Annotated in this window: 19 protein-coding genes and 1 tRNA gene; 2 read left to right on the top strand and 18 right to left on the bottom strand. The window is 35.6% G+C overall.

Going from position 1 to position 23,100, the window contains the following annotated elements:
• Window positions 1–63 precede the first annotated feature (63 nt).
• The 14 genes from AC4PID_RS16560 to AC4PID_RS16495 all read right to left on the bottom strand — a co-directional run bounded on the left by AC4PID_RS16560 (window position 64) and on the right by AC4PID_RS16495 (window position 15,951).
• Window positions 64–1,086 (bottom strand): TAXI family TRAP transporter solute-binding subunit, encoded by a 1,023-nt coding sequence (locus AC4PID_RS16560; protein WP_492133099.1) that lies wholly within the window; start codon window positions 1,084–1,086, stop codon window positions 64–66.
• Between the two features lie 217 nt (window positions 1,087–1,303).
• Window positions 1,304–2,074, bottom strand: coding sequence for an ATP-binding cassette domain-containing protein (locus AC4PID_RS16555; RefSeq protein WP_492133098.1), 771 nt, complete (start codon window positions 2,072–2,074; stop codon window positions 1,304–1,306).
• A complete protein-coding gene (locus AC4PID_RS16550; RefSeq protein WP_492133097.1) occupies window positions 2,067–3,020 on the bottom strand; it encodes an ABC transporter ATP-binding protein in 954 nt (317 codons plus the stop codon). Before AC4PID_RS16550 ends, AC4PID_RS16555 begins: the two co-directional genes overlap by 8 nt.
• Before the next feature lie 9 nt (window positions 3,021–3,029).
• Window positions 3,030–5,195, bottom strand: coding sequence for an ABC transporter permease (locus AC4PID_RS16545; RefSeq protein WP_492133096.1), 2,166 nt, complete (start codon window positions 5,193–5,195; stop codon window positions 3,030–3,032).
• A 2-nt stretch (window positions 5,196–5,197) separates the two neighbouring features.
• The gene (locus AC4PID_RS16540) at window positions 5,198–7,567 is read right to left on the bottom strand and encodes an ABC transporter permease subunit (protein ID WP_492133095.1); all 2,370 of its coding nucleotides are present in this window, start codon (window positions 7,565–7,567) and stop codon (window positions 5,198–5,200) included.
• A gap of 13 nt (window positions 7,568–7,580) precedes the next feature.
• Window positions 7,581–7,654, bottom strand: a tRNA-Gly gene (locus AC4PID_RS16535).
• A 54-nt stretch (window positions 7,655–7,708) separates the two neighbouring features.
• Window positions 7,709–9,073 carry a M15 family metallopeptidase gene (locus AC4PID_RS16530; RefSeq protein WP_492133094.1) on the bottom strand — a complete coding sequence of 455 codons (1,365 nt, stop codon included), beginning with the start codon at window positions 9,071–9,073 and terminating at the stop codon, window positions 7,709–7,711.
• A 212-nt stretch (window positions 9,074–9,285) separates the two neighbouring features.
• Window positions 9,286–10,905 carry a phosphoenolpyruvate--protein phosphotransferase gene (gene ptsP, locus AC4PID_RS16525; protein ID WP_492133093.1) on the bottom strand — a complete coding sequence of 540 codons (1,620 nt, stop codon included), beginning with the start codon at window positions 10,903–10,905 and terminating at the stop codon, window positions 9,286–9,288.
• A gap of 25 nt (window positions 10,906–10,930) precedes the next feature.
• A complete protein-coding gene (locus tag AC4PID_RS16520; protein ID WP_492133092.1) occupies window positions 10,931–12,862 on the bottom strand; it encodes a BglG family transcription antiterminator in 1,932 nt (643 codons plus the stop codon).
• On the bottom strand, window positions 12,859–13,326 hold the full coding sequence (locus tag AC4PID_RS16515) for a PTS sugar transporter subunit IIB (RefSeq protein WP_492133091.1): 468 nt from the start codon (window positions 13,324–13,326) through the stop codon (window positions 12,859–12,861). The genes AC4PID_RS16520 and AC4PID_RS16515 overlap by 4 nt, the downstream gene beginning before the upstream one ends.
• A 36-nt stretch (window positions 13,327–13,362) precedes the next feature.
• Entirely contained in the window at window positions 13,363–13,779 is a 417-nt protein-coding gene (locus AC4PID_RS16510) for a PTS sugar transporter subunit IIA (protein WP_492133090.1), read from the bottom strand.
• A gap of 145 nt (window positions 13,780–13,924) precedes the next feature.
• Entirely contained in the window at window positions 13,925–14,764 is an 840-nt protein-coding gene (locus AC4PID_RS16505; RefSeq protein WP_492133089.1) for a mechanosensitive ion channel family protein, read from the bottom strand.
• Between the two features lie 23 nt (window positions 14,765–14,787).
• The gene (locus AC4PID_RS16500; RefSeq protein WP_492133088.1) at window positions 14,788–15,582 is read right to left on the bottom strand and encodes an AAA family ATPase; all 795 of its coding nucleotides are present in this window, start codon (window positions 15,580–15,582) and stop codon (window positions 14,788–14,790) included.
• An 18-nt stretch (window positions 15,583–15,600) separates the two neighbouring features.
• Window positions 15,601–15,951, bottom strand: coding sequence for a phage holin family protein (locus AC4PID_RS16495; RefSeq protein ID WP_492133087.1), 351 nt, complete (start codon window positions 15,949–15,951; stop codon window positions 15,601–15,603).
• A gap of 85 nt (window positions 15,952–16,036) precedes the next feature.
• Between AC4PID_RS16495 and AC4PID_RS16490 the strand changes: the two genes are divergently transcribed.
• Entirely contained in the window at window positions 16,037–16,807 is a 771-nt protein-coding gene (locus tag AC4PID_RS16490) for a nitroreductase family protein (RefSeq protein ID WP_492133086.1), read from the top strand.
• Window positions 16,808–16,815: 8 nt separating this feature from the next.
• Here the strand turns inward: AC4PID_RS16490 and AC4PID_RS16485 are convergent, their stop codons facing one another.
• Window positions 16,816–17,547 (bottom strand): phosphatase, encoded by a 732-nt coding sequence (locus tag AC4PID_RS16485; protein WP_492133085.1) that lies wholly within the window; start codon window positions 17,545–17,547, stop codon window positions 16,816–16,818.
• 250 nt (window positions 17,548–17,797) lie between these two features.
• Here AC4PID_RS16485 and AC4PID_RS16480 point away from each other — a divergent pair, with 250 nt between their 5' ends.
• A complete protein-coding gene (locus AC4PID_RS16480) occupies window positions 17,798–18,907 on the top strand; it encodes an HD-GYP domain-containing protein (RefSeq protein ID WP_492133084.1) in 1,110 nt (369 codons plus the stop codon).
• Window positions 18,908–19,059: 152 nt separating this feature from the next.
• Here the strand turns inward: AC4PID_RS16480 and AC4PID_RS16475 are convergent, their stop codons facing one another.
• The 3 genes from AC4PID_RS16475 to AC4PID_RS16465 all read right to left on the bottom strand — a co-directional run bounded on the left by AC4PID_RS16475 (window position 19,060) and on the right by AC4PID_RS16465 (window position 23,092).
• Window positions 19,060–20,376 carry a TldD/PmbA family protein gene (locus AC4PID_RS16475; RefSeq protein WP_492133083.1) on the bottom strand — a complete coding sequence of 439 codons (1,317 nt, stop codon included), beginning with the start codon at window positions 20,374–20,376 and terminating at the stop codon, window positions 19,060–19,062.
• Complete coding sequence (locus tag AC4PID_RS16470) at window positions 20,376–21,728, bottom strand: TldD/PmbA family protein (RefSeq protein WP_492133082.1); 1,353 nt, start codon at window positions 21,726–21,728, stop codon at window positions 20,376–20,378. Before AC4PID_RS16470 ends, AC4PID_RS16475 begins: the two co-directional genes overlap by 1 nt.
• 197 nt (window positions 21,729–21,925) lie before the next feature.
• Window positions 21,926–23,092 carry a SpoIIE family protein phosphatase gene (locus AC4PID_RS16465; RefSeq protein ID WP_492133081.1) on the bottom strand — a complete coding sequence of 389 codons (1,167 nt, stop codon included), beginning with the start codon at window positions 23,090–23,092 and terminating at the stop codon, window positions 21,926–21,928.
• Window positions 23,093–23,100: the final 8 nt, after the last annotated feature.

Genomic DNA, 23,100 nt, shown 5'->3' with positions numbered 1-23,100 from the left:
CTCTTCTTTATTTTGGGGAAAACTTGGGAGATTAACTAGACCCTACCTAATAATAAATCTCTCTTATTCGTTAAAGTATCTTTCTGCACCTGGATGTAATGGCACTGACATTGCATCTTGAGCAGTCTCTTTTGTAATATATTTACCTACGTTATGAGCCAATACAACTCTATCGAGGTTTTCGTAAATTTGTTTTGTTAATTCGTATGCTAATTTTTCATCCATATCAGCTGATACGCAAAGCATAGACTTAACAGTTAATGTAGGTACATCTTCAGTTTGACCTTTGTATGTGTTTGCAGGAATCACATAATCAGTAAAGAATTTATAGTCTGATTTAAGTGTAGCAGCAACATCGCCATCTATAGCAACGATAAACACATCGTTTTGAGCTGAAAGATCTTGAATTGCAGCTGTTGGAATACCTGCTGTTAAGAATGCAGCATCTACTTGCTTATCTTTTAAACCTGAAGATGCTTCAGCAAATGATAAGAATTTAGGATCGATATCTTTTTCAAAATCCATACCCGCTGCTGCTATAATTTGTCTAGCATTAGCTTCAACACCAGAACCAATTGCGCCTACTGCTACTTTTTTGCCTTTTAAGTCAGCTACAGTTTTGATCGTTGGATCTGTTGTAACGATTTGTAATGGCTCACTATAAAGTGTTGCGAGACCTCTTAATTTATCAAAAGGTTGTCCATCAAACATTTGAACGCCATCATGAGCGTAAAGAGCTGTATCATTTTGAACGATAACAACTTCTACTTCACCATCGATTAAAAGGTTAATGTTTGCAACAGAAGCACCTGTTGATTGTGCAGTAGCATTGATACCTTTAATGTTGTTGTTCCAAATTTCAGCAAAAGCACCGCCAAGTGGGAAGTAAGTCCCTGCAGTTCCACCAGTACCGATATTAACAAAGATATTGTCAAATGATACTTGCTCTTCTGTATTTGCTGCTGTTGTTTCGCCTGCTGCAGCAGCTGTTGTTGCTTCTGTCGTTGCTGGTTCGCTGTTTGAACAGCCTGTTACAAGTGTGAACATTAATAGTAAAACCAATAATAACGATATTGCTTTTTTCATAATTTCCTCCTGCTCAACATTTTTATTAACCTAACCCTGTATGCTCCCCAAAGAATTCATGTACGCATACAAATACATGATTCGCTTATTTATATCATCAACCCTACACAATCCTACAAAATGTTACAAAATACTACAAAATTTATTTAAAATTTATTCACATACTTTAAAATAAAATAAAAAAAACCTTCATATTGTGAAGGTCTTATAACATATCCTACCCTATTCTATTTATGGTTCTAATCAATTGTTTTGTATAATCTGCCTTCGGTGCATTTATTAGTTCATCTGTTTTAGCAATCTCAATGATTGATCCATCTTTCATTACAGCAAGTCGATCCGATAAATGTCGAGCAATTTTTAAATCATGTGTAATAAATAAATAGGTTAACCCTAGTTCCTTTTTTAAATCATTAAGTAAATTGATGATCTGTCCTTGAACAGATATATCAAGTGCTGAAACCGGTTCGTCTAATACGATGATTTTAGGTTGAGTTGCTAAAGCTCTCGCTATTCCCAAACGTTGCTTTTGCCCACCACTGATCTCAGAGATTTTTCGATCAAGTAGTTTTTCAGATAGTCCAACTTGATTTAATAACTCAATGATCCTTTGTTCGTAATCATTGTGGTCACATATTTGATGAATTTTAAGCGGTTCTATCATCAACTGTCTTACAGTTTTAAGAGGATCTAATGCACCATAAGTGTATTGAAAAACAATTTGAACCGATTTTCTAAACTGAGTAGCAACATCCTCTCTAAACCTAAACTCACCGGAGTCATGTTGAACGAGTTTTAGCAAAAGATGGGATAAAGTTGTTTTCCCACTGCCACTTTCTCCAATTAAACCTAAGGTCTCACCTTCATATAAATCAAACGATACGCGATTTACTGCCTTAATCTCAACCGCTTTTCCAAATACGCTCCCCTTTGTATAGTATGATTTACTTGCGTTTATTACTGATAGTATAATCTTATCTTTATTCATTCAACACCTCATCATATAGCACACATCTAATCTGTGTCCCATATTCATCAAATGCTAACAGCGGTACCTTTTGATAGCAAGCTTCTCTAACATGATGACATCTTTCAGCAAACGGACATTCATTTTTAAAGCCTTTTGGATCGAGCGCATATCCCGAAAGTGCATACAATTGCTCTTCTCTACTATTGATTGATCGGACACATTTAAATAGCTCTACCGTATATGGATGCTTTGGTTGATTAATAATATTCGCTTTTTCACCATACTCCATAACGAGTCCGCCATATAAAATAAGGATATCATCACTGATTCGTGTTGCAAGATCAAAATCATGCGTGATAAATAAAATGGATATGTTCATCTTTTGATTGATGCTGACTAATAAATCTATTATCGTGTCTGTTAGTGAAGCATCTATTGAACTGGTGGGTTCATCAGCGATGATCACCTCAGGATTAAGACATAATGCAAGAGCAATAGTTACTCTTTGAGCTTGTCCGCCACTTAGCTGATGCGGATATTTCCTTAAAATATAAGCCTTTTCTTTACCAAGACCAACGAGCTCTAACCAGTTGAGAACCTCCTGTTTATCATAAGTCATCTGATGAGATTTTAAAACTTCCTTGAATTGATGTCCAATCCTTCTATAAGGGCTTAATGCATCAATTGGATTTTGGAAAATATATGCGATGTTCTTTCCGCGAATGCTCTCTAACTGATTTTTACTGACACTATTCAAGTCGTAATTATCATATTTCATCCAATCTGCTGAAATTTCTGATTTATTCTCTTCAAAAAGCTTTAATATGGACATGGCCGTTACGCTTTTGCCAGATCCAGATTCACCAAGAACACTGAGAATTTTTCCTTTTTCCAGATTGAAGCTAATCCCTCGAACGATTTCGGTTTGATTGAGTTTTACTCTAAGATTCTCAATTTCTAACATGATTACCCCTTAGTAATTGTTTTTTCGGATGACTTTAGAAATGATACTTCCCAGTTTTGGTAAAGTTTCACCATATACATCACTTGTAAAACCTACTGTCAATGTTGGTATCCCCTTTGATAAGTACAATAAGTCATCGTTTTTCCAAGTCCTTTGATTTTTCACAACAGAATCCGATATATCATTGAAGGCTTCTTCAAGCTGAACGGCAAAAGTATAGGCATAATATCTTGATATCGGTGATTGATCTTGATTAAAAATAATCGTCCCAGTTTCGCCAGCTTCTATATGCGTCATATCAAAATAAAGTAAAATATCCTTTTGTGGATATAGAGATTGATTCGCATAGCTAACTCTACCATCAAATTGGTAATTTGAGCTCCCATCAAAAAATAGAACGATGATGGTTCTTTTTCGGTTTGCTTCATCTTTAATCAAAGCATCTATCAACGATAAATTAAATGACATTTGTTCATTAAAATTGGTTTGATCCATAGCGTTATATCCAAAACCATAGATGAGTGCTTCTTCACCTAGATTCGAGTTGGTTCCTTTTAAAATGCCATATATATTATTACCAGAACTACCTAACGTCCCCATTTCTGATTGGACTATAATTTGATCACCATTTTTAAGTTCAGTGTCATTAGCAACGTATAATACAGGAACATCGAAGCTTTGTTTTGAAACCCATTTGATTTCAACCTCGTTTAGCGGTTTCAACCATATAATGCCACCGATTTCAGAACTGGATAATAGACGCTCAGTAACTTTTACGATAGCTTCATGATTATAAAACCCACCATTTAGTAAGATTACCTTTCCAGAATAAAGTGAGAGATCTTCAGCTTTTAAATTAAGAACATCACTTTCCTTTAGGTCAATAATTTCTGCGGTTATGTCATAATTACCGTATCCAACCCATTCATAATTGCCTTTAAAATTATTCTGGTTTAGGAGTACCTCGTCCTTAATAGCATAATAACCATTTTCTAACTCATATGGGTCAATATAACTACTACCCTTTAAAGGTGAAAATCCTCTTGTATCAAGTTCTGAGCTGATCCAATCTGCCGCTTTTACAGCATTGCCATTACCAAGTAAAATAGGACCATCTTCAAGCATAAGTTGATCTGTTACTACTTTTTCAGAAGAGTAACTGTTTTGAATGCTAAACCAGTCAATAAGTTGATATCCTGATATAAATACAATAAGAACCAGAATAAGAGTCATCAAAATGGGTTTGATTCTGTTCATCTTCAATTCACCCTTTAAGAGTTTTCTAACACTCTCACCAAAGGCATTGAATCCAAGTACACTTATAAAAAAGGCTAGTGACGGAAAAAATACAATCCAAGGAGCTGATCGCAAATGTATTCTTGCAGCACCGAGCATACTTGCCCATTCTGGTTCATATGAAACGTTCATTGTCTTTATGTTCCCATTTGAGCTATCTTCAATGAACTTAACATTTCCAACGAATACGGCGAATAAACCGAGTTGCAACAATAAAGTAAGCGCTCTAGCAATTTCCATAAAAAACATCGCTATTAGCTCTGGATATAAATGACGCAAAATTGTAGTTGTAGCGATTTGAAATGGTCTTTTTCCAAGAGCGATATCACCGGTTACAAAAGGTTCGTTATTAATGGCTTTAACACGCTCTTCAATTACAACTGCAAGTTTAGCGAAACCTATAATACTAAGTACAATAACAAAAGAAACAATCGATTGTGACTTACCTAAATTCGTAAAGAAATCCATCCTTAGAATTAATATACTAAGCAACAACGTTGGTATCGTGCCTAAAAACCGATTCATTTTATCAATGATGCTATGTGCACTAACTGAACCAAATCCAGCAAGCATGCCAATAGGAATTGCAATTAAAAATCTTAAGACAACAATTAAACCAGCCAATGAAATGGTTAATTTTGTCCCATATACAATTAAAGCCCATATGCTTCTGCCTAACTCATCGGTTCCCATCCATATATCACTTTGAGGCTTAAATGGTGCTTTTTCAAGATGAAAAGTTCCAGCATCATCAACATAAGATCTCAAACCCTCAGTTGCATAGGGGTTGATATTTGTAAATAGTGCTGGTACAAACATCATTAAGATAATAATAATCACAATAGAGAGGCTAAGGAAAAATTGTAATTTCTTAAACATGATTATCGCCTCCTTCTTCTAGATGTCAGTGAGTAGATCCCGAGCTTCGTCATCCAGGCGAATAATAGATAAAGAATACTTATACCAACTAATAGAACTATAAAGGTTGTTTGATCCTGTGTTCGATCGGCTATTAGTACAAAATTAGCTAGTCCTTTATAATCAAACAGATACTCAATGATGATCATATTTGAGATCATAAGTGGCAAAATACCAAGATATGAGGTAAATACCTTTTGTAAAGTTGGAACAAGCATATGTCCAAAGAAAATCGATCGTTTCTTAATCCCTCTTGATAATAGCGCAATAAAGTAAGGCTTTCCCTTTTCTTCAATAAATGAAAGATAAGCAATACGACTTAAATAAACCATAGGCATAATGGTGAGCGTTAATATTGGAAATACAACCTGTCTTAGCACCGGTAGTTCCATCTTTTTACCGATTGCAATGATGATGAGATGCGAAATCAAAATCCAAATGATATCTGGAACTGACATGATCACAAGACTTGTAAAGCTTCTCACCTCTGTATTTTCTTTATTACTATAAGCATCGAATACCCCTTTCAAGCTACCCAATACCAATGAAAAAACAGATGAAACCGCCAATAAAATAAAGCTATTTTTAAAAGTTCTCATAACAAACTCAGTATCTTTTACACCTGAATATTTAAAGTTTAAAATAAAATCCCCCATTTGCTGAATGATGACGTCAAATGAAAAATTCGTCGTAAAACGCCCCCCATAAGTGCCAAAATTTAAATCACGTGGCAATAGGGTCACAAAAATCATCAGAAGAATAATGACTAGTGCTGTCAATAAGCTTAACAGCCACTTTTCAAATAAAAATATTCTAGATAGTGAAATCCGTTTCAAAATCTGATAGTGATCTTTATAGGATTCTAAAATGAAATTTAATAGCAATATCAATAATACAACTATAAAGCCAATTCTAAGGATCTCAGGAATTCCAGTAAAAGCATTATAACTGTAATAGGTGGTACCTAACCACTTATAGAGGAGTCGACCAACATTATTTACGTTTTCATAGTCAACCGCATCAGAACGATCTAATACAGTATACGCATTAGAATTGTTTTGACTCATCATTATTAAAGAAATATCTGGATTTGTAGTAGATAGAGAAGTTCTGTATGAAATAGTTGGTATAGCTTCTCGAGAGCCCAATGCAACCACTTTGGAAAGATAAATCTCATTCCCTTCACCGACACCACCCAAATAAGTCTGATCTGAGTTTAAACCACCAATATCAACCAAGCTTACAAATAGCGTCTTGTCTAAAACTGAGTTGAAATCTGTCATCATTCGACGAATACCTTGCATTTCAGTATCATCAGCATTGGTGATGGCGAAAATGATATTTGTATCTGCACTTTTATCTTTAACCGTATTGGCGACATCTATTAAAAGGCCAACGCCAGTTGCACTATGAGCAGCACCGGGGTAATACTCATGCTCATCTAGTGGCTCAAACAAATTGCCAACATGGTCCGCTGATGCCTGAAGTACGACAAAGTCTTCACCCTTATGTGCCTTTAAATAGTCTTCAAAAGTTCCCACCTGAGCGTCTAACGTCAAATACATATTTTCAGTAGTAATTGGATCAAATGAAATAGGGTGACTAAAATCAACGTCTCTTATAAAACCGTGTATTGTACCAGAAGGCAATATTTCTTTCGAAATAATTTTATCTTGTGCTGCGATTTGTTTAAACTCAAAATAACGCTCTCTACTAATAAATCCCAGTGCGAACTGGTCCCCCGTTTTATTACCTAAATCTAAGTTTTTAGTTGCTATTACATCGATTTCATTGTTTCCAAGATAATAAAAAACGCCTACCGCACCTGCATTAATAATCTGCTCTAAGCTATCACCGATATAAGGCGTTCCTTGTGTTACAACTATTTTCCCATTCAATTGCTCTGGATCAACCTTATAAACATTATTGTCTGCAAAGACAATATCACCGTTATAAGCTAAGCTTCCTGACGGCCCCCATGTTAGCATTTTATAATCCCTGTGAGGCTTCAATACCTCTTCTGTTTGAAGTACTGGGTCAAAAAATGAAAAATTGGACTGATATTCGGTCTCGGGAATCAACGCTTCAAAGGATTGTCTGTAAGAAGACAGTCCGAGCGTTAAAAATTGAGACTCGATATAGTCCAATGCCATTTTATTTTCAATTGTACCGGCTTTCCTGCCTAAGTATGTACCGCTTGATAAATTTTCTACTACATGCTCGACCAAATTCTGATCAATAGCTTGTGGTAAATGTTCACTTGGTTTAAATAACTGAAAGGTAATCGCAATAATAATTAACGAAGCTGCCAAAATACTTAGATGTTTTTTCATATGTCCCCTCAATTGGAGCGGGTGATGGGAATCGAACCCACACATCTGGCTTGGGAAGCCAGAACTCTACCACTAAGCTACACCCGCAATTATTCCTATAAGGGTATTTTAACATAATTATCTGAAAATTGAATTATTTTTTTACCAACCTAAAAACGAAAAGTGCATGTAGTCATTACTTGATGACCAAGCATCGCCACCCCATGTAAAACCATGTGCTTTAAAAGCCTTAACCACATCACCCTCTGGTTTTATAGAATATGGATCACTTCCCGGCATCCAAAACGAACCTGCAACGACTGTACCATCGGGCTTAATCATATAATTTTCATTTGAATTAATATCAATCGCTAGTCCCCATCTGTGTTCCGATGTTTCACTTGCACGCCATGAATAGCCACCTACATTTTTGATTGGAAACTTTTCAGGACCTTCAAATATTTCTTGGAAAACGTCTTTTACTATGCCAGCTATATTTTCATTCACTGTAAGGTATTTAACACCTTTAGTTTTTGTGCCATTGCTATTTAAAACCCAAACGTCAACCGCTATACTCACCATATGTTTTTGTGCTTCTTCAGCGGTTTGATATCGTGCTGCATCTGCTGACCCAAAAACGAGTGCGTATTTAACCGAATTATTACCTAACATAACAAGTAATTGTTCTGGCGTATAAATCTCTTCAAGTGATCGAGGTCGATAATTTCTACTATAATTATTGTTATCATTATTATCATTTGAGCTATTCCAATTGCCTCTTGAATAACTACCTCTAGAAGTAAAATAGTTAGTTGGATCACTATATACTTCCATATATGCAACTTCATTTAAACGGTAAGACATTTGTTTTGAACTAATTGGTGAATATCGATACAAGCTAATTGCTTTCTTTACCATGATTAAAGCTTGCGCTCTTGTAGTACTTATTTTTGGGGAGATCAAACCAGTGCCACTACCACTTATTATACCTTGTCGAATTAATCTTTCTACTGAAGGTACTGACCAATCATTCAACGAAGCAGAGTCACTGATTCTCGTTTCTAAATAGGCTCTGCTTTTTAATAGTGATTCTTCAGTTACATCAGCAGGCTTTTGACGTGAAATCAATAGTGTGAACTTATCAATCATCACAAACATTTCTTCTCTTTTAATCTTACCCTCTGGCTTAAAAGTACCATCAGGATAACCTGAAACCATCTGCAAATAATAAACTAAGTCGGGATAAATGGTTTCAGTATCATCAAAATAAGCATCGTACTTTAAATTGTCAAAATTACCGCCACTACTCAGATAAGCTCTTATTAAAATTTCAGCGAACTCGCCTCTTGTAATAAAGCTATCGTAGGATTCTTGCATCATATCCTCTGGGATAATTAGCCAACTATTCGCTTCATTCATATCCGTATCATACCATTTTGCATCAGCAAATGATGGCATCATACCAGATGTGATTAGTGCACCGGAAACGATTAAAATTAGCGCCAAACTCTTTATCTTATTTATCAAATTATACCAACCTTTCCCTCAAAAGTTATATTTGTATGTTTGAATCATTACAATTCTATATTTAGTGTAAAATCATAATAGCATATTTACCTGTAGAATTGTGGCAATGTAACGGACTTGTGATTTTTTTGTAATTAAAAAGGACTTTGGTCCCGAAGGCCAAAGTCCTTGTAATACGATTGAAATTAATCGAATTTATCACTAATTGTGTTCTACTTTAAATGCGTAAAAATTTTCTCTTTTACATCTAAAATAGATGATCCAGACATAGAAAACTCGTCCAAGCCCATACTGAGCAATACTTCTGTTGCTCGTAAATCCCCAGCCATTTCACCACACATACCACACCAAATACCTGCGTTATGAGCAGCTTTTATCGTCATTTCAATTAATCTTAATACAGATGAATTCATAGGATTGTATAAATGAGAAATATTAGAATTCATTCTATCAACTGCAAGAGTATATTGGATTAAATCATTGGTTCCAATACTAAAGAAGTCAACTTCCTCAGCTAATATATCAGCTGCAACCGCTGCTGCAGGTATTTCAATCATAATACCCACTGGCATCTCCTCATTAAAGTCAATTCCTTCAGCTCTAAGCTCTGCTTTACATTCTTCTATGATTGCTTTGGCTTGTTTGATTTCTTCTACAGCGCCAATCATTGGTAACATAACATTAACATCACCGTGTATACTTGCTCTTAATAGGGCTCTGATTTGTGCTTTAAACAAATCGACATACTTAAAACACAAGCGAATGGCTCTTAGGCCTAAGAATGGGTTCATTTCTGGTTCCATTTCTAGGTAATCGATTTGCTTATCACCGCCGATATCTAAAGTTCTGATCACAACTGGCTTACCGCTCATTCTTTCAGCGACCGTTTTGTAAATTTCGTATTGTTCATCTTCTGTAGGTGCTGAAGCACGATCCATAAAGACAAACTCAGTTCTAAACAAACCTATACCGTCAGCACCATTTTCAATAACCGTATCTAAATCCTTAACAGAACCAATGTTACCAGCAACTAAAATTTCTCTACCATCTTTATATGAAAGCTTAATGTCTTTGTATTTCTTTAAATCTTCTCGTTTCTTTCTATAAGCTTCCGCAAGTGCTTCATATTCTTCTATTTGTGAATGTGACGGACTTAAAATAACCTCACCTTTAACACCGTCCATGATGCAAACCATCCCATCAGTTACTTTATCAGTGATATCACCCAATCCGACAACTGCACATATTTCTAGGCTTCTAGCCATAATTGCACTATGAGAAGTTGTGCCACCGATATCGGTTAAAAAACCAATTACTTTTGTCTTATCTAGTTGAGCTGTGTCTGAAGGTGTTAAATCATGCGCTACGATAATGGTGTTCGGTTCTAGGTTACCGTTATCTGTTGGAAGTCCAAGCAGGTTTTTAATTAATCGATTGGAAACGTCCACAATGTCAGCTGCTCGTTCCTTCATGTAAGCATTGTCCATTTGTTCAAACATAGATTTAAAGAAATTCTTAACTTGTTCAACCGCAGCAACCGCTCTTTTCGATTCTGATTTGATTGCTTCTTCCATAGCACCAACAAACTCAGGATCGTCTAAAAACATCATATGTGAATCAAAAACCATTGCTTCATGTTCACCTATATTTTTTGCCGTATTATCCCTAATTGCTTTCAATTGCTCTCTTGAAGCTTCAACAGATTTCTTAAGTTCAGTTAACTCCTTTTCGCAATCAACTGCAGGCGTTAAATCTACCGTCCACTCTATGTGACGCATCACTTTAATTTTACCAATCGCATAACCCTTTGATGCTGCAATCCCTTTAATCATTTCAAAACTCCTTCCCCATACTTTATTAATATAACTCAAATGATTCAATAAACGTTTCAAGAACCTCGTGCGCTTCTTTAAAATTCTTAGTTCGAATCATATCGTAAACAAATTGTATATTACCAGTTGCCGCTTTAGCGATGCTAAGAGCGATAAAGGGTTCTTTCTCTTGCTTGCCATTTAGCACTAAAAACACCAATTGACAGTATTCTCTATGCCAGATGATCGGTTTTTTTAGTAAGCAAATTGCAATCTTAGGTGACTCAATAAACAAATAATTGGTATGTGGTATCGCCACACTGTTGCCACGTTCAGTAGAAGAAGTCTTTTCCCTTTGAAGAATTTTTCGTCTGGTATCTACATCCTCTATGGACATGCTTTGAAGCATATATTCAATTACTTCTTCTTTTGTTTCCAAGTCCACTTCTCTAAAGTAATGTGCCTCAGAAAAATAAGACAGGAATTGTTCCGAATTGATTTGAGAATGCACAAAAAAGCTCTTTATTTTCTGAAGATCATTGTCATCGAATATATAGTTTACCCGCTTAACGGGTATGCTTACATTGAATTGTATCGCAGGAATATCGGTTAATATTAGGTCGTATTTTTCCATATTGATAAAGGGAATCTCATAAAACTCCGCAGCATCAGCAGTCTCAATAAAAGTTCCAAAATTCCCTAGAAGCTCGTATATAAATAAATCAGAAGCATTCTTGCCACTAGATAGTACAATCAAAACATTCGATTTTTCTTTTGTTGTTAAAAGTCTATAGAACATATAAAATCGATAGGATAAAAATGCAATTTCAGTTTCTTGAATACTTTGATTCAATATCTCGCTCAACCATTTACAAGCGACAACTGCATATTCAAATGCAGGATTACTCCCTTTGCTTTCCAAGATTCCCACATCTCTTTTTTCTATACCAAAGGTAATTCTATAGATCATGCCTCTGAGATGCTTTGCCAATTCATCTCTAAAGGAGTCAAACTCAGATAAATCAATTGACAGCGATTCATTTAAAAACTGGATAATCCCCTCACTATAAGCGATTGCTTGTGTGTCCAATCGAAACGAAAAAGCTTCATTTTTCATTATGTTTCTTCTTGAAATAAAAAGGACTGCAAGTAGTCCGATTTCGTCTTCATTCCAGTTTAATGCACACGCATTTACGATTTTAGTAGCAACCGTATATTCTACTTTTTGCTTTATATTGACAAAGTCATCTGGCAAAATAACTGGAAAGTGCTTGCTCTTAAGTCTGTACTCAGTAACAATCATGTATTTTATAATTTTACGTAACGAATTATTTGAAATTGAAATTTGATATTCTATCAATGCACGAATGGTTTCATCATTTAGCATTTTAGGATCTTTAAGATAAAGGGTTCTTTCATCATAATGTATGGATGTATTGGCATCCTCATCTACATCAAGATAGTCTACCAAAGCAACTCTGATATGAAATTCTCTGCCAATAATCATAAGTCCATATTTGGCACGATGCTCAAGTCTCAAATGATAGGTTACAAGTAGTTTTCTTACCTCCTTTAGGTCCTTCGATAAGGTGACTCGACTGACGTAAAGCTCTTCCATCAATTGTTCCATTTTAATGTGTTCACGCGCCATTAGCAGTCTTCTCATAATATAGGCTACTCGTGAAGAGGTATGTGTTGGAATCCAGTAGGCATCCAAATATTTGGCATTAAACGTCTGCATGAATACCCTAAACTCGTTTTCATCCTCTACTTCTATCGCATAACCACTCCCAGTTTTAGAAATGATTTTTGCGCCGCCTGCGATTTTAAGTATTTCGCCAATAAAGGTCATACTTGATCGGATGGTTTTAGGAGAAGTACCGAGAATAACACCTAAGATATCACTACTTAAAGGTTTTTTCGCATTGATTAGATGCTTGATTATCAGTATTTCACGCTTTCCAAGTTGATCAATCATATGATCACTTCCGAGTCATCATCCGAAGGTAGTAATTGCATCGTCAGCTTTACATCTAGCTTTCTCAACTGTTTACAGACATTAACCTGTTCATCATTCATGATAATTGTATTGCTAAAATGATGACATCCATCCTTTGCTGTAAGATTACCTAAATTAGCTTCAGTGATATCGACGCCAGATTTGATCAATCTTAGTAAATTCTCAGGCGATTTGATAACCAAGAGGACGCGCTGACCTTCATATACGCCTTCATGAATTCGCTTTGAAGCAGCCTCTATCGTCAACACAGAAAGGCTTACGCCATTTGGTGTCGCTAATTTTAAAGACATTTTTTTTATATCTGATTTAGATGCTTCATCATCTACAACCATAATACGAGTCGCACTCAATACATTGGTCCAAATCATTGCAACTTGACCGTGAACCAAACGATCATCAATTCTCACGTGTATAATAGACACTTTTAGCCTCTTTCTTATCGTATTTAATGGGTTGAGTTACAGTTCATCCGCATCATCAATTTTAATAATATGCGTGTTCATATAAATAATTTGTTCTCTAGAGAACTCAACTTCCCTTAGAATACTTTCTCTTGAAATTGGCTCATCAGAATCTAAAAGCATTACGGATAGTACAATTGCCAAGTTGATTCCAGTAATAAGATGAAAATTGGCATACTTTAAATAAGGAACAAAAAACTGATTTACACTGCCATGCGCGATATCAGTAAATACAATCACTTCAACTTCAGACTCAATGTCATTAACAACTTCTAAAACTTCTTCTTCAAGTGATAAATCACTCATATAAGCTGCAATCGGCGTGATGGACTTTTTATCTCCAATCAGCATTTTTATCGTGTCTGCTAGGCCATTTGCCATGGCGCCATGTGTAATAACGTAATATTTCCTCATACTTTCCTCCGTGTATGCATGTTTATTATACTATACATCAATATTTAAACTAAATATATGTTTTTGATGTATCATTAAGGTAAAACGCTTTAATTTTTTCATAAAAATACCCCTACTTAAATTTTCATTTAAGTAAGGGTAAAAATTATACGCGTCTAATTGTGGTATATCCAAAATCAATATCAGATTCACTCTCAAACTTAATTAATAGAGCTTCCCATAACTTTTCATTAACTGTTCTTCGATCCTTAGGCTTACAAACATACCTCATCGTCAGCCTTACGCCACTATCTATGACATCCGTATAGACAATGGGGGTCAAATTATTATAGTAAATTAGGTACTTGCGCGAGGTCTTTTTAATTTGCTTTTGCATGTCTACCGAAAAGTCCTCAGTCATATCTTCCAGGACACCTTGCATGACTTTTTTTGCCTTTTGCCAGTTCATTTCAAAGGGAATCAAAACACTGAGCTCATCCCAAATATACTCAAACCCAAGCGAATAATTGGCAAGTGGATCCGTAAAAATTTTATAGTTCGGAATGTGTACAATCCTTCCTGTACTCTGTTCAGCATGAACCCAATTACCTATTTCTACTACTCTAAATTTGAATATATTTTGATCGATAACATCACCCTTTATGCCTGATATCTCTATTCGATCACCAACAAAGAAAGGCTGTCTAAGCAAAATGTACATCCATCCAGCGATGTTTAAAATCAACTCTTTTAATGCGAGTGCAAGACCAGCTGAGAACAGACCTATAAAAGTTAATACACTTCCGGTTGTATCCACCCAAATCAAAGCGAGCGCAATCAACACCATTAAGAAAGCGATGGTATTGATTACACGCTTTACTTTAAAATAACGGTCGGTTTGATACCACTTGTTATGGATGGTTCTAAGAATTAAATTTTTGGAAATATAAATTACTGCAAAAACAGCTATTGTCCAAATCAAATTCATATAAAGACCAGATTGCATCCCCTCACCTCACATATAGTACTTCATTCAAACAAATACTTACGTTTTCTTATAAATAGATTTAAAAACTGGATATTTTCTAAACTGTCATAGTCTGTCTTTATCAATTTCCCATCTTTAATCTCAAAGAGATCAGCCTCAGGTATACCAGTAATGATAGGTGAATGCGTCGCAATAATAAATTGTGCACCTTCGCTGGCCGCCTCTCTTATCAGCATGGAAATCACATATTGATTTTCATAACTAAGTGCACTCTCTGGCTCATCGATCAGATACAATCCATCTTTAATTAACCGAGATTTAAAAAAGTTCAAGAAGCCTTCACCATGAGATTGTTGAGATAGACTCCCTTCGTACATATGCTTGATATCGCCTATTGTTCTTTCGTGTGGCTGTCTCGCAAGCATCGCACTATAGGAATCCGCTCCATAATTCTCATTGATTTCATCGATCGCTTCACGAGATTCCTGCTTTGTCTTTTCAAGCCATTCAATATATCTGATAAAATCCTCACCAGTAAAGTGAAATGCACGTTTCGGTTTTCTACGTGTTTTCAGCTGTAGAAAGTCATATAAACGAACATCCGTCTGATAACTTAGCCCATCAATTTTATATGCGCCAAGCTGTTCCGCTATGCCCTTAATCAATGTACTCTTTCCACTTCCGTTATCTCCACATATAATTGTAATGCGATTTGTAAATTCAAACCGACTTAAATGTTGAATCAAAGGAACCGTATTCGGATATTTTATAGATTTATAATCCTGATTTTTGAGTTCCGAGTTGATTATCTCAGCTAAATAGACGGTGTGTGTCATATAGATCCTCTCATTACATCAATCTTTGTTTAATCCAAATACGACATTTAGTACCATTGTAATCAATGAAATTGCAATTGAAGCAATCACAGCATTAACAAAGCCATCTATTGCTAAACCGGTTATAAATTGATCTAATATTAAAAGTAATACCCCATCAATTACAAATAAAAACAAGCCTAAAGTAAGTAAAGTGATTGGAAATGTTAAAATCTTTAAGATCGGTTTTAAAAACACGTTTAGTACCGCTAAAACAAATGCAGCAATTATAGCTGCTTCTGGCGAGCTTATAGTGAAACCATCGAGGACATATCCCGTCGCATAGATGGCTAAAGCTGCAATAATCCATTTTAATATGAGTTTTTTCATAATGCCTCCTATTTTTGACCAATTATATATAGTTTACCAATTAACAAATTTATGCTATTCTCTTATACAGAAATGAGGTATAAATATGACTTATAAAATGGATGAAATCAATGCAATAAAAATAAGAATCTCTAGACGTCAGTTTGATGGTCAATCATTATCAAAAGACCTTATGTCCCATTTAAATGAAAAGATAGTTGCATACAACCACGAGTCCGGATTGAGCATTCAGCTGATTGAAGATGCCGGTCGTGCATTTAACGGTTTGCGTAAAAGTTATGGTTTATTTTCAGGAGTAAAATCTTTAATTGTACTAAAAGGTGCAACTTCAGATATATACCTAAAAGAGAAATGTGGCTATTTTGGAGAAAGACTTGTGCTTGAAGCAACGCGACTAGGACTAGGCACCTGTTGGGTCGCTGGTACTTTCGATAAAACAGAGCCAATTTTCAAATGTGATGAAAGTGAATCACTCATTTGCGTTATTCCAATCGGCATAAGCCCTTCTGAAGCAACTACAAAAGAAAAAATCATCCGCTCTTTATCACACAGAAAATCAAAGCCGTTCGAACGTTTTATCAACAATCGAGATCTTTCAGAATTACCGGATTGGATGTCAGCAGGGATAAAATCAATCATGCTAGCTCCGTCAGCGGTAAATTCACAACCTGTCTATCTTGAACTAAGAGAAGGAACTCTCAGTATTCACACACCTGATAAGAAGGCAACTGATTTGGTCGATCTTGGTATTGCTAAACTGCACTTCGAACTTGCTGCTGGCGGTTCTTTTCCTAGAGGAAATGGTGTAAATTTCTTCAAATCAAAAGAAAAAGAAAGTTTTGAATCTGAATTCTAAATCGACGGTTAACGTCGATTTTTTTCAAATACGGACAACCAGTTGGCCACTTCCTCAGTCTTAGTATAATTCGCAATTAAATGTTCAGGAAATTCTGCCTCAGCAAGAATAGATTGTGCAAACCCATCTTCTCCGATGTACTGATGAAAGTGCGAATCACTGTTAATAATAATCATAACCTCATGCTGCTTACAAAATGATAGAAGCTCAAGATAATTTTCTCTCGCATTTTCTCTAAATGCATTTGGAGAAAGCGAACTGTTATTCACCTCAATGAATACACCTCTCTCCTTTGCACCAATTGCAAGGCGTTCATAATCAAGTGGATATCTTGAATCATCTGGATGTCCTATGATTTTCACTAGCGGATGGTCACATGCCTTTAATATCGCATCTGTGTTAAAATTGGCATCACCGCCTTCAAAACAAGGTGGATGTAAGCTAACAATGGCATAATCTAAGAAACTTAAGCTTCTCTCATCCAGATCGATATTCCCTTCTCCATCTAAAATGTTAAGCTCTACCCCTTTTAAGACTCTAATACCATCAATATATTCAGGAATTACCCTTAAATTACTAAAATAATATTCATGTGTGCTACCTGGCATAGCAGGTGCATGATCAGATATCCCAACAATTCTAAGTCCCTTTTCTCTTGCTGCATTTAAATTTTCGGTTAAAGTACTGTACGCATGACCACTAGCAATGGTATGCGTGTGTAAATCCATAGTGTTTTGCATTTTAATTCCTTCCTGTATTACTGCTTTAAGTGTCCCCAATATTGTATCATATAATATAAACTTACTATATGCGAACAACCTTTTTTTAAAAGAATTTTAATACCTGTGTAACGTTGATTTTACACGGACTTGTTGAATTATTCTATATTTTGGGTATAAATTTTATAACTTGTTAATTGTTTTAACAGAGTTTATGCCGTATAATTTTTATAGAATTATTTTAATTATATAACCAACAGAGGGACATCCTATGAGATTTAAACCTTTAGATAACTTAACAGAAGATGAAGTGTTAGCTGAAAACTTAGTTAACCTTAACAATCAAATACTTTTAAAGAAAAATGCGACGCTAAATGATAAAACGACTCAGCGCATAAAAAATATGGGCTTTAAGTCACTTTATATTAAGAATGCTGAAGAAGAAGCTTACCTAGAAGAAGAAGTAAAGGATATTATTAATCCAGAGCTTAGAAAACGTGCTATTTCAGATGTTAAAGACTGTATGGACACTTTCTATCAAGAGCTAAACAAACAAAAACAGCAACTTGTATACGGTGATTCAGGTCGTGAACTCATTAGCAGTATCGATCGAGTCTCTGAAAGCCTTATCGATGAAATATTAAATTCAACTGATTTAACGATTTCTATCATGGACATAAAGACAGACAGTCATTATCAGTACGAGCACGCGATTAATACCGCAGTTCTCTCCATCATGCTCAGTGTTAAAATGGGTTTGTCTATGATGGATATGAAAAACGTTGCCATCGCCTCTCTTCTTGCAAATATCGGTTATAAGGATTTACCAAAGGAAATCTTTGAAAGCGATGATCCTTTAACACTAGAGCATTGGAAGCTCTTAAAAGAGCATCCAAAGATTGGTTATGATATATTAGCCAATAATACTAATTTAAATGCACATATTAAAACCATTGTTATGCAGCATCACGAAAGGATCGATGGTTCAGGATATCCAAATGGCTTAAAAGAAAATGAAATTCACCCGCTGGCTAAAATATTGATGTTAACGGATGTCTATGATGCTATGACATCGGATAGACCCTACCGTAACGCTTATCCACATAATGAAGCACTTGAATATATTATGGGAAACGCAGGTAGATTGTTTGATTTTAACCTCGCAAATGCATTTTCTAGATGCATTATCCCATATCCAGCAGGTACTCATGTATTATTATCGAACAATCAAAAAGCAGTTGTGCTTAAAAATAATAGGTCTTACCCACTTCGCCCTGTCATTCGTCTCTTTAAGCATGGTAAGCTAGATACCAGCGATGCGGGGTATATCAATATGTTTGAAACACAAAATCTCACCATTACGAAAATTATATATGAATAATAGTAACCATAATTATATATGAATAATAACCATTAACTTCTAAATAGCTTAAGTTATTATAAACAATTTTATATCTGACTCCAATCATATAAAAAGAGATGTTTAAACTTAATTCGTTTAAAACATCTCTTTTCTTATGGTCACTTTATTATTTATTTCCCTACTATGTTTACCCCGCCAAACTTAACCATTGGCGAATAACCCATATGATAGAATATACCTCTCATTGGCTCAAGTGCTGTCCCAACTGCTTCAATATCTTTAAACATATCGTAGATATTACCAGCAATCATAGCGCCTTTAACTTTACCGACGAGTTTACCTTCTTCGATTAAAAAACCAGAAGAAACATTAAGCGAAAATTCCCCCTGAATGATATTGCCTGTGTGTGCCCCCATAACACCTGTAATTAACAAACCACGCTTAATTCCTTTTATAAGTGCTTCATCTGGTATACTATTGCCTTCGACGATCAAGTTAGTTTCAAATACGGTAGGTGCGTCTTCAATTTCCTTAGAAAACAAGGCTCTTTTGATGGCATTTCCTGTAGGTTTGCCATTTAATTTCTTAGCATGCGACTGACTCAAAAGATAATTTTTGAGTATACCATTTTCATAAATCAAAGTATTTTGAGCAGTTGTTCCTTCATCATCGAATGCCATAGTGTTGACGCCATAAGCATGTGTCGCATCATCTCTGATGGTAATGTTTTCTGAGAACACCTTCTCACCCAACTTGTTTTCTACTGGTGAGATGTGTTTAATGACATTACCACCATTGACACCACCTAGTACACGAAGCATCATTGCACCCATAACACTACCGCTTAGGATGACTGGTAATTTTTCATTCTCAAGACTTACTGGCTGAGCTTCAAGATGGTGCTTTTCTAATAAGCCTTTTAATTCCTCATCTGTAATATCGGAGAAATCACATCCTGTTTTTTCTAAACTTGCATTGTAGAAGCCTTTTTCATTAAGTGTAAAGACGCCTAAATCATAGATCGATTTCTTATAGCTACCATTAAATCCCGAGCTGTTTTCCATATGAATTTCAGATAAAGTTTTATTTACTTCTATACCAAACTTCACATTTGCATCTAATCTCTGAACTCTATCATTTAAAACTTGTACTTGGTGGACCAAATCTTCAGTAGAAAGCTCGCTGACCAACTCTGAATAACAAAGTACTTGAGCTGGTTCGTGCACCTCAAATGGCTCAGCAGATTTTCCTTGATGTTCAAGTGAGATTAAAGCTCGGTCTATCAGACTTTCATCTTCAATATCAGTTGCTATCGCAGCACCCATTTTCCCATCCTTGATGATTCTGAGTGAAATCTCAGTTTTCTTCTCACCATCGATGCTATTGAGTTCACCCATAAGCATGGATACTGAAGTACTAAAGACACGACGTTCATAAACCTCTACAGCATCGCTCACTTTAAGCGCTTTTTCTATTAACGGTTTCATTATTTACCTCCAATGCCCATGTTTTTGATTTTGATTGGAACTGATCCCTTACCTGATTTGATTAGAATCTGTCCACCTTTACCGCAACCACCTGATCTAGAAAATGAAAGTTCATCACCAACCATTTCGATGTTCTTTAGTGTTGAAAAAAGGTGTCCCGTAAGGGCCAAATCTCTTACCATATGTGTTAACTCACCATTTTCAATTTTGTATGCGCCTTGTACAGCAAAGGTAAAAGTATCCCCACTGGTTTGACCACCAGCAGATCCAAATAAATAAAGTCCATTATCAATTGATCGAATCATTTCATTTAAAGTGCTTTTGCCTTTATCGATATAAATATTTCCCATTCTAACGATTGGTGTGAAACCAAAATGCTTAGCACGCGCATGTCCTGTTGGTATCTCGCCTAACTGACTTGCAGATTCCATCGAGTGTAATCTACCGCTTAATTTTCCCTCTTTTATAAGGTACGTTTTCTTTGCCTTAGTCCCTTCATGATCATAAGTGTAACTACCTGGATAGCCATCAAGTGTAGGATCATCTATAACATTAAAGATCTCAGAGGCAAATTCAGATCCCAAAGTCATGGTTTTTGCAAGTGTTTCATTGCCAATCAAACTATCTGACTCACTCAAGTGACCAAATGCTTCATGAATAAACAAGCCACTTACATCACTGTCTAAAACCACATCATAATTACCACCAACAACCGGTTCAGCATCGAGGAGATCAATCGTTTGTTTGGCTTTTGCGTGAACTTCATCCTCCTTATCAAGGAGATCCTTATAGTTTTCACCACCACCAAAAGACAATCTCGTGATTTGAGTTAAATCTCCTCTTTTAGAAGTGATTCTAAAGTTGATGCCTAAGATTAGTTCTTCTTGGCGTACCTCGGTACCTTTATTGTTAAGAATCAATGTATTTGTAAATTGCTCATAATACTCTGTCTCAAGGTTGACGATTTCATCATATGACATAAAAAGGTCAATATAGTGCGCAACTAAGGCACGCTTATCACTTATATCTATCGTTCTAGGGTCAAGCTCAGGATGTACTGTAATGGTATCAACGTTGACTTCATATTGATCAAGCGCTTTATTTCCCTTGATCAGATCACTGGCATACTTGGCTTCCTTAAAAGCAAGTGGTAAGTCAGTAGTATCCGTAAAACAGAAGCTACCAAAGCCCCCTCCAGTAAGTACTCGAACGTTTCCGCCTGTTTTTTTGATGACGGCGACTGTATCAATCTCTTTTTTTGTTCCTTTTATCGTTGTTAACTCATATTCTTGATATCTTAGATCACAAAACCCTTCACTAGGTAATGCGCGCTTCAACTCAGTTGCGACCATGAAGTCCTCCTATCATATAATAATATTTCGTAACCCGTTACATTAAGTTTAACCTTTCTAACCTTGCACATCAACAAATTTTTTTATATATCTCAAGCAGTTGCGATTAGTGAATTTTATGTCACTCGAGATTGATCCTAAATAAAACCCCTTTACCATATGAATCAATCATATAATAAAAGGGTTCACAAAACGCATTATTTCACTTTAAGTAGCATCATCGCAACATCATCGGTAAAGTCCGTTCCGCTGGTTTTATGAATCATATGAAAAGCATAAAACAAATCTTCAAGAAACTCTTTTGGATTTTGTTTGAGTATTCCTGACAATTGACGACTTAATGTAAATACTTTATCCCACCCAGTGAAGTCCTTTCCTTCACAAGCACAGAAAAGACCATCGGTATATAAAAATATCAAGTCATCAGGATCAACTTGAAAATTCTCAGTATGATACCTTACATTCTTAAGCATTCCTACTAAAAAGCCGTTTTGCCTGATTTCTACAAATCGGTCGTGTTCAGCTCGATAAATCATTGGATAAGGGTGACCTGCATTGGCATAGCTTAAAACACCATGGTCTAATACACCTACAAAAGCAGTGAAGACAAAGTAATTGTCTCTACCAGCAAAATCAAAAATATCAAAGATAGATTGATTCATCTTTTCAAGCACCTCATGTGGCATAATATCTGGTGTTTCAATCATTTTTCGATAGAGCACCTTAATCATAGAGGATGCCATTCCTGCTGCAATACCGTGACCAGTTACATCGGCAATCATAAAATGAACTTTATCTCCAATTTCAATACAATCAAAAAAATCGCCACCAATGCCTAAGGATGGGTGATATTTTAAATACAACTCAATTTGCTTCATTCCCTTTTCTTTAGGTAAAAGAATGTTCGCAAAAGTGTTTGCATTTTTAAGTTCTTCATTAATCTGTTGGTTAAGAGATACAATCGTTTTTTGCTGTTCATAGAGCATTAAAGCATTTCTTGCTTTAAGCGGTAAGATAATCTGCATATCATTTGGTGAAAGTGGTTTTGTGAAGTAGTCCACTGCCCCTTCTTTTAGAGTTTGTTCAATAGAATTGATCTCCGTAATTGCACTGTTCACAATAACTGGGATATCGTGAAACTCAGGATGCTTTTTCAACCATCTTAATGTTTCATACCCATCCATGATTGGCATCACCAAATCTAAGATTATCAAATCAACTGCGCCATATTTAACGATTTCTAAAACCTCAGTACCATTAATAGCTTCAGAAAAGGTCGCATTTTTAAGATTTTTAGATAATATATCCCTTATCAAGGAACGATTCATGGTTGCATCATCGGCTATTAATATATGATAGGCCATACCTACCT

The organism is Fusibacter sp. QWL-12, assembly GCF_058683495.1.
The sequence above is the reverse complement of the archived record's forward strand: the minus strand, read 5'-3'. Positions and strand labels throughout refer to the sequence as shown.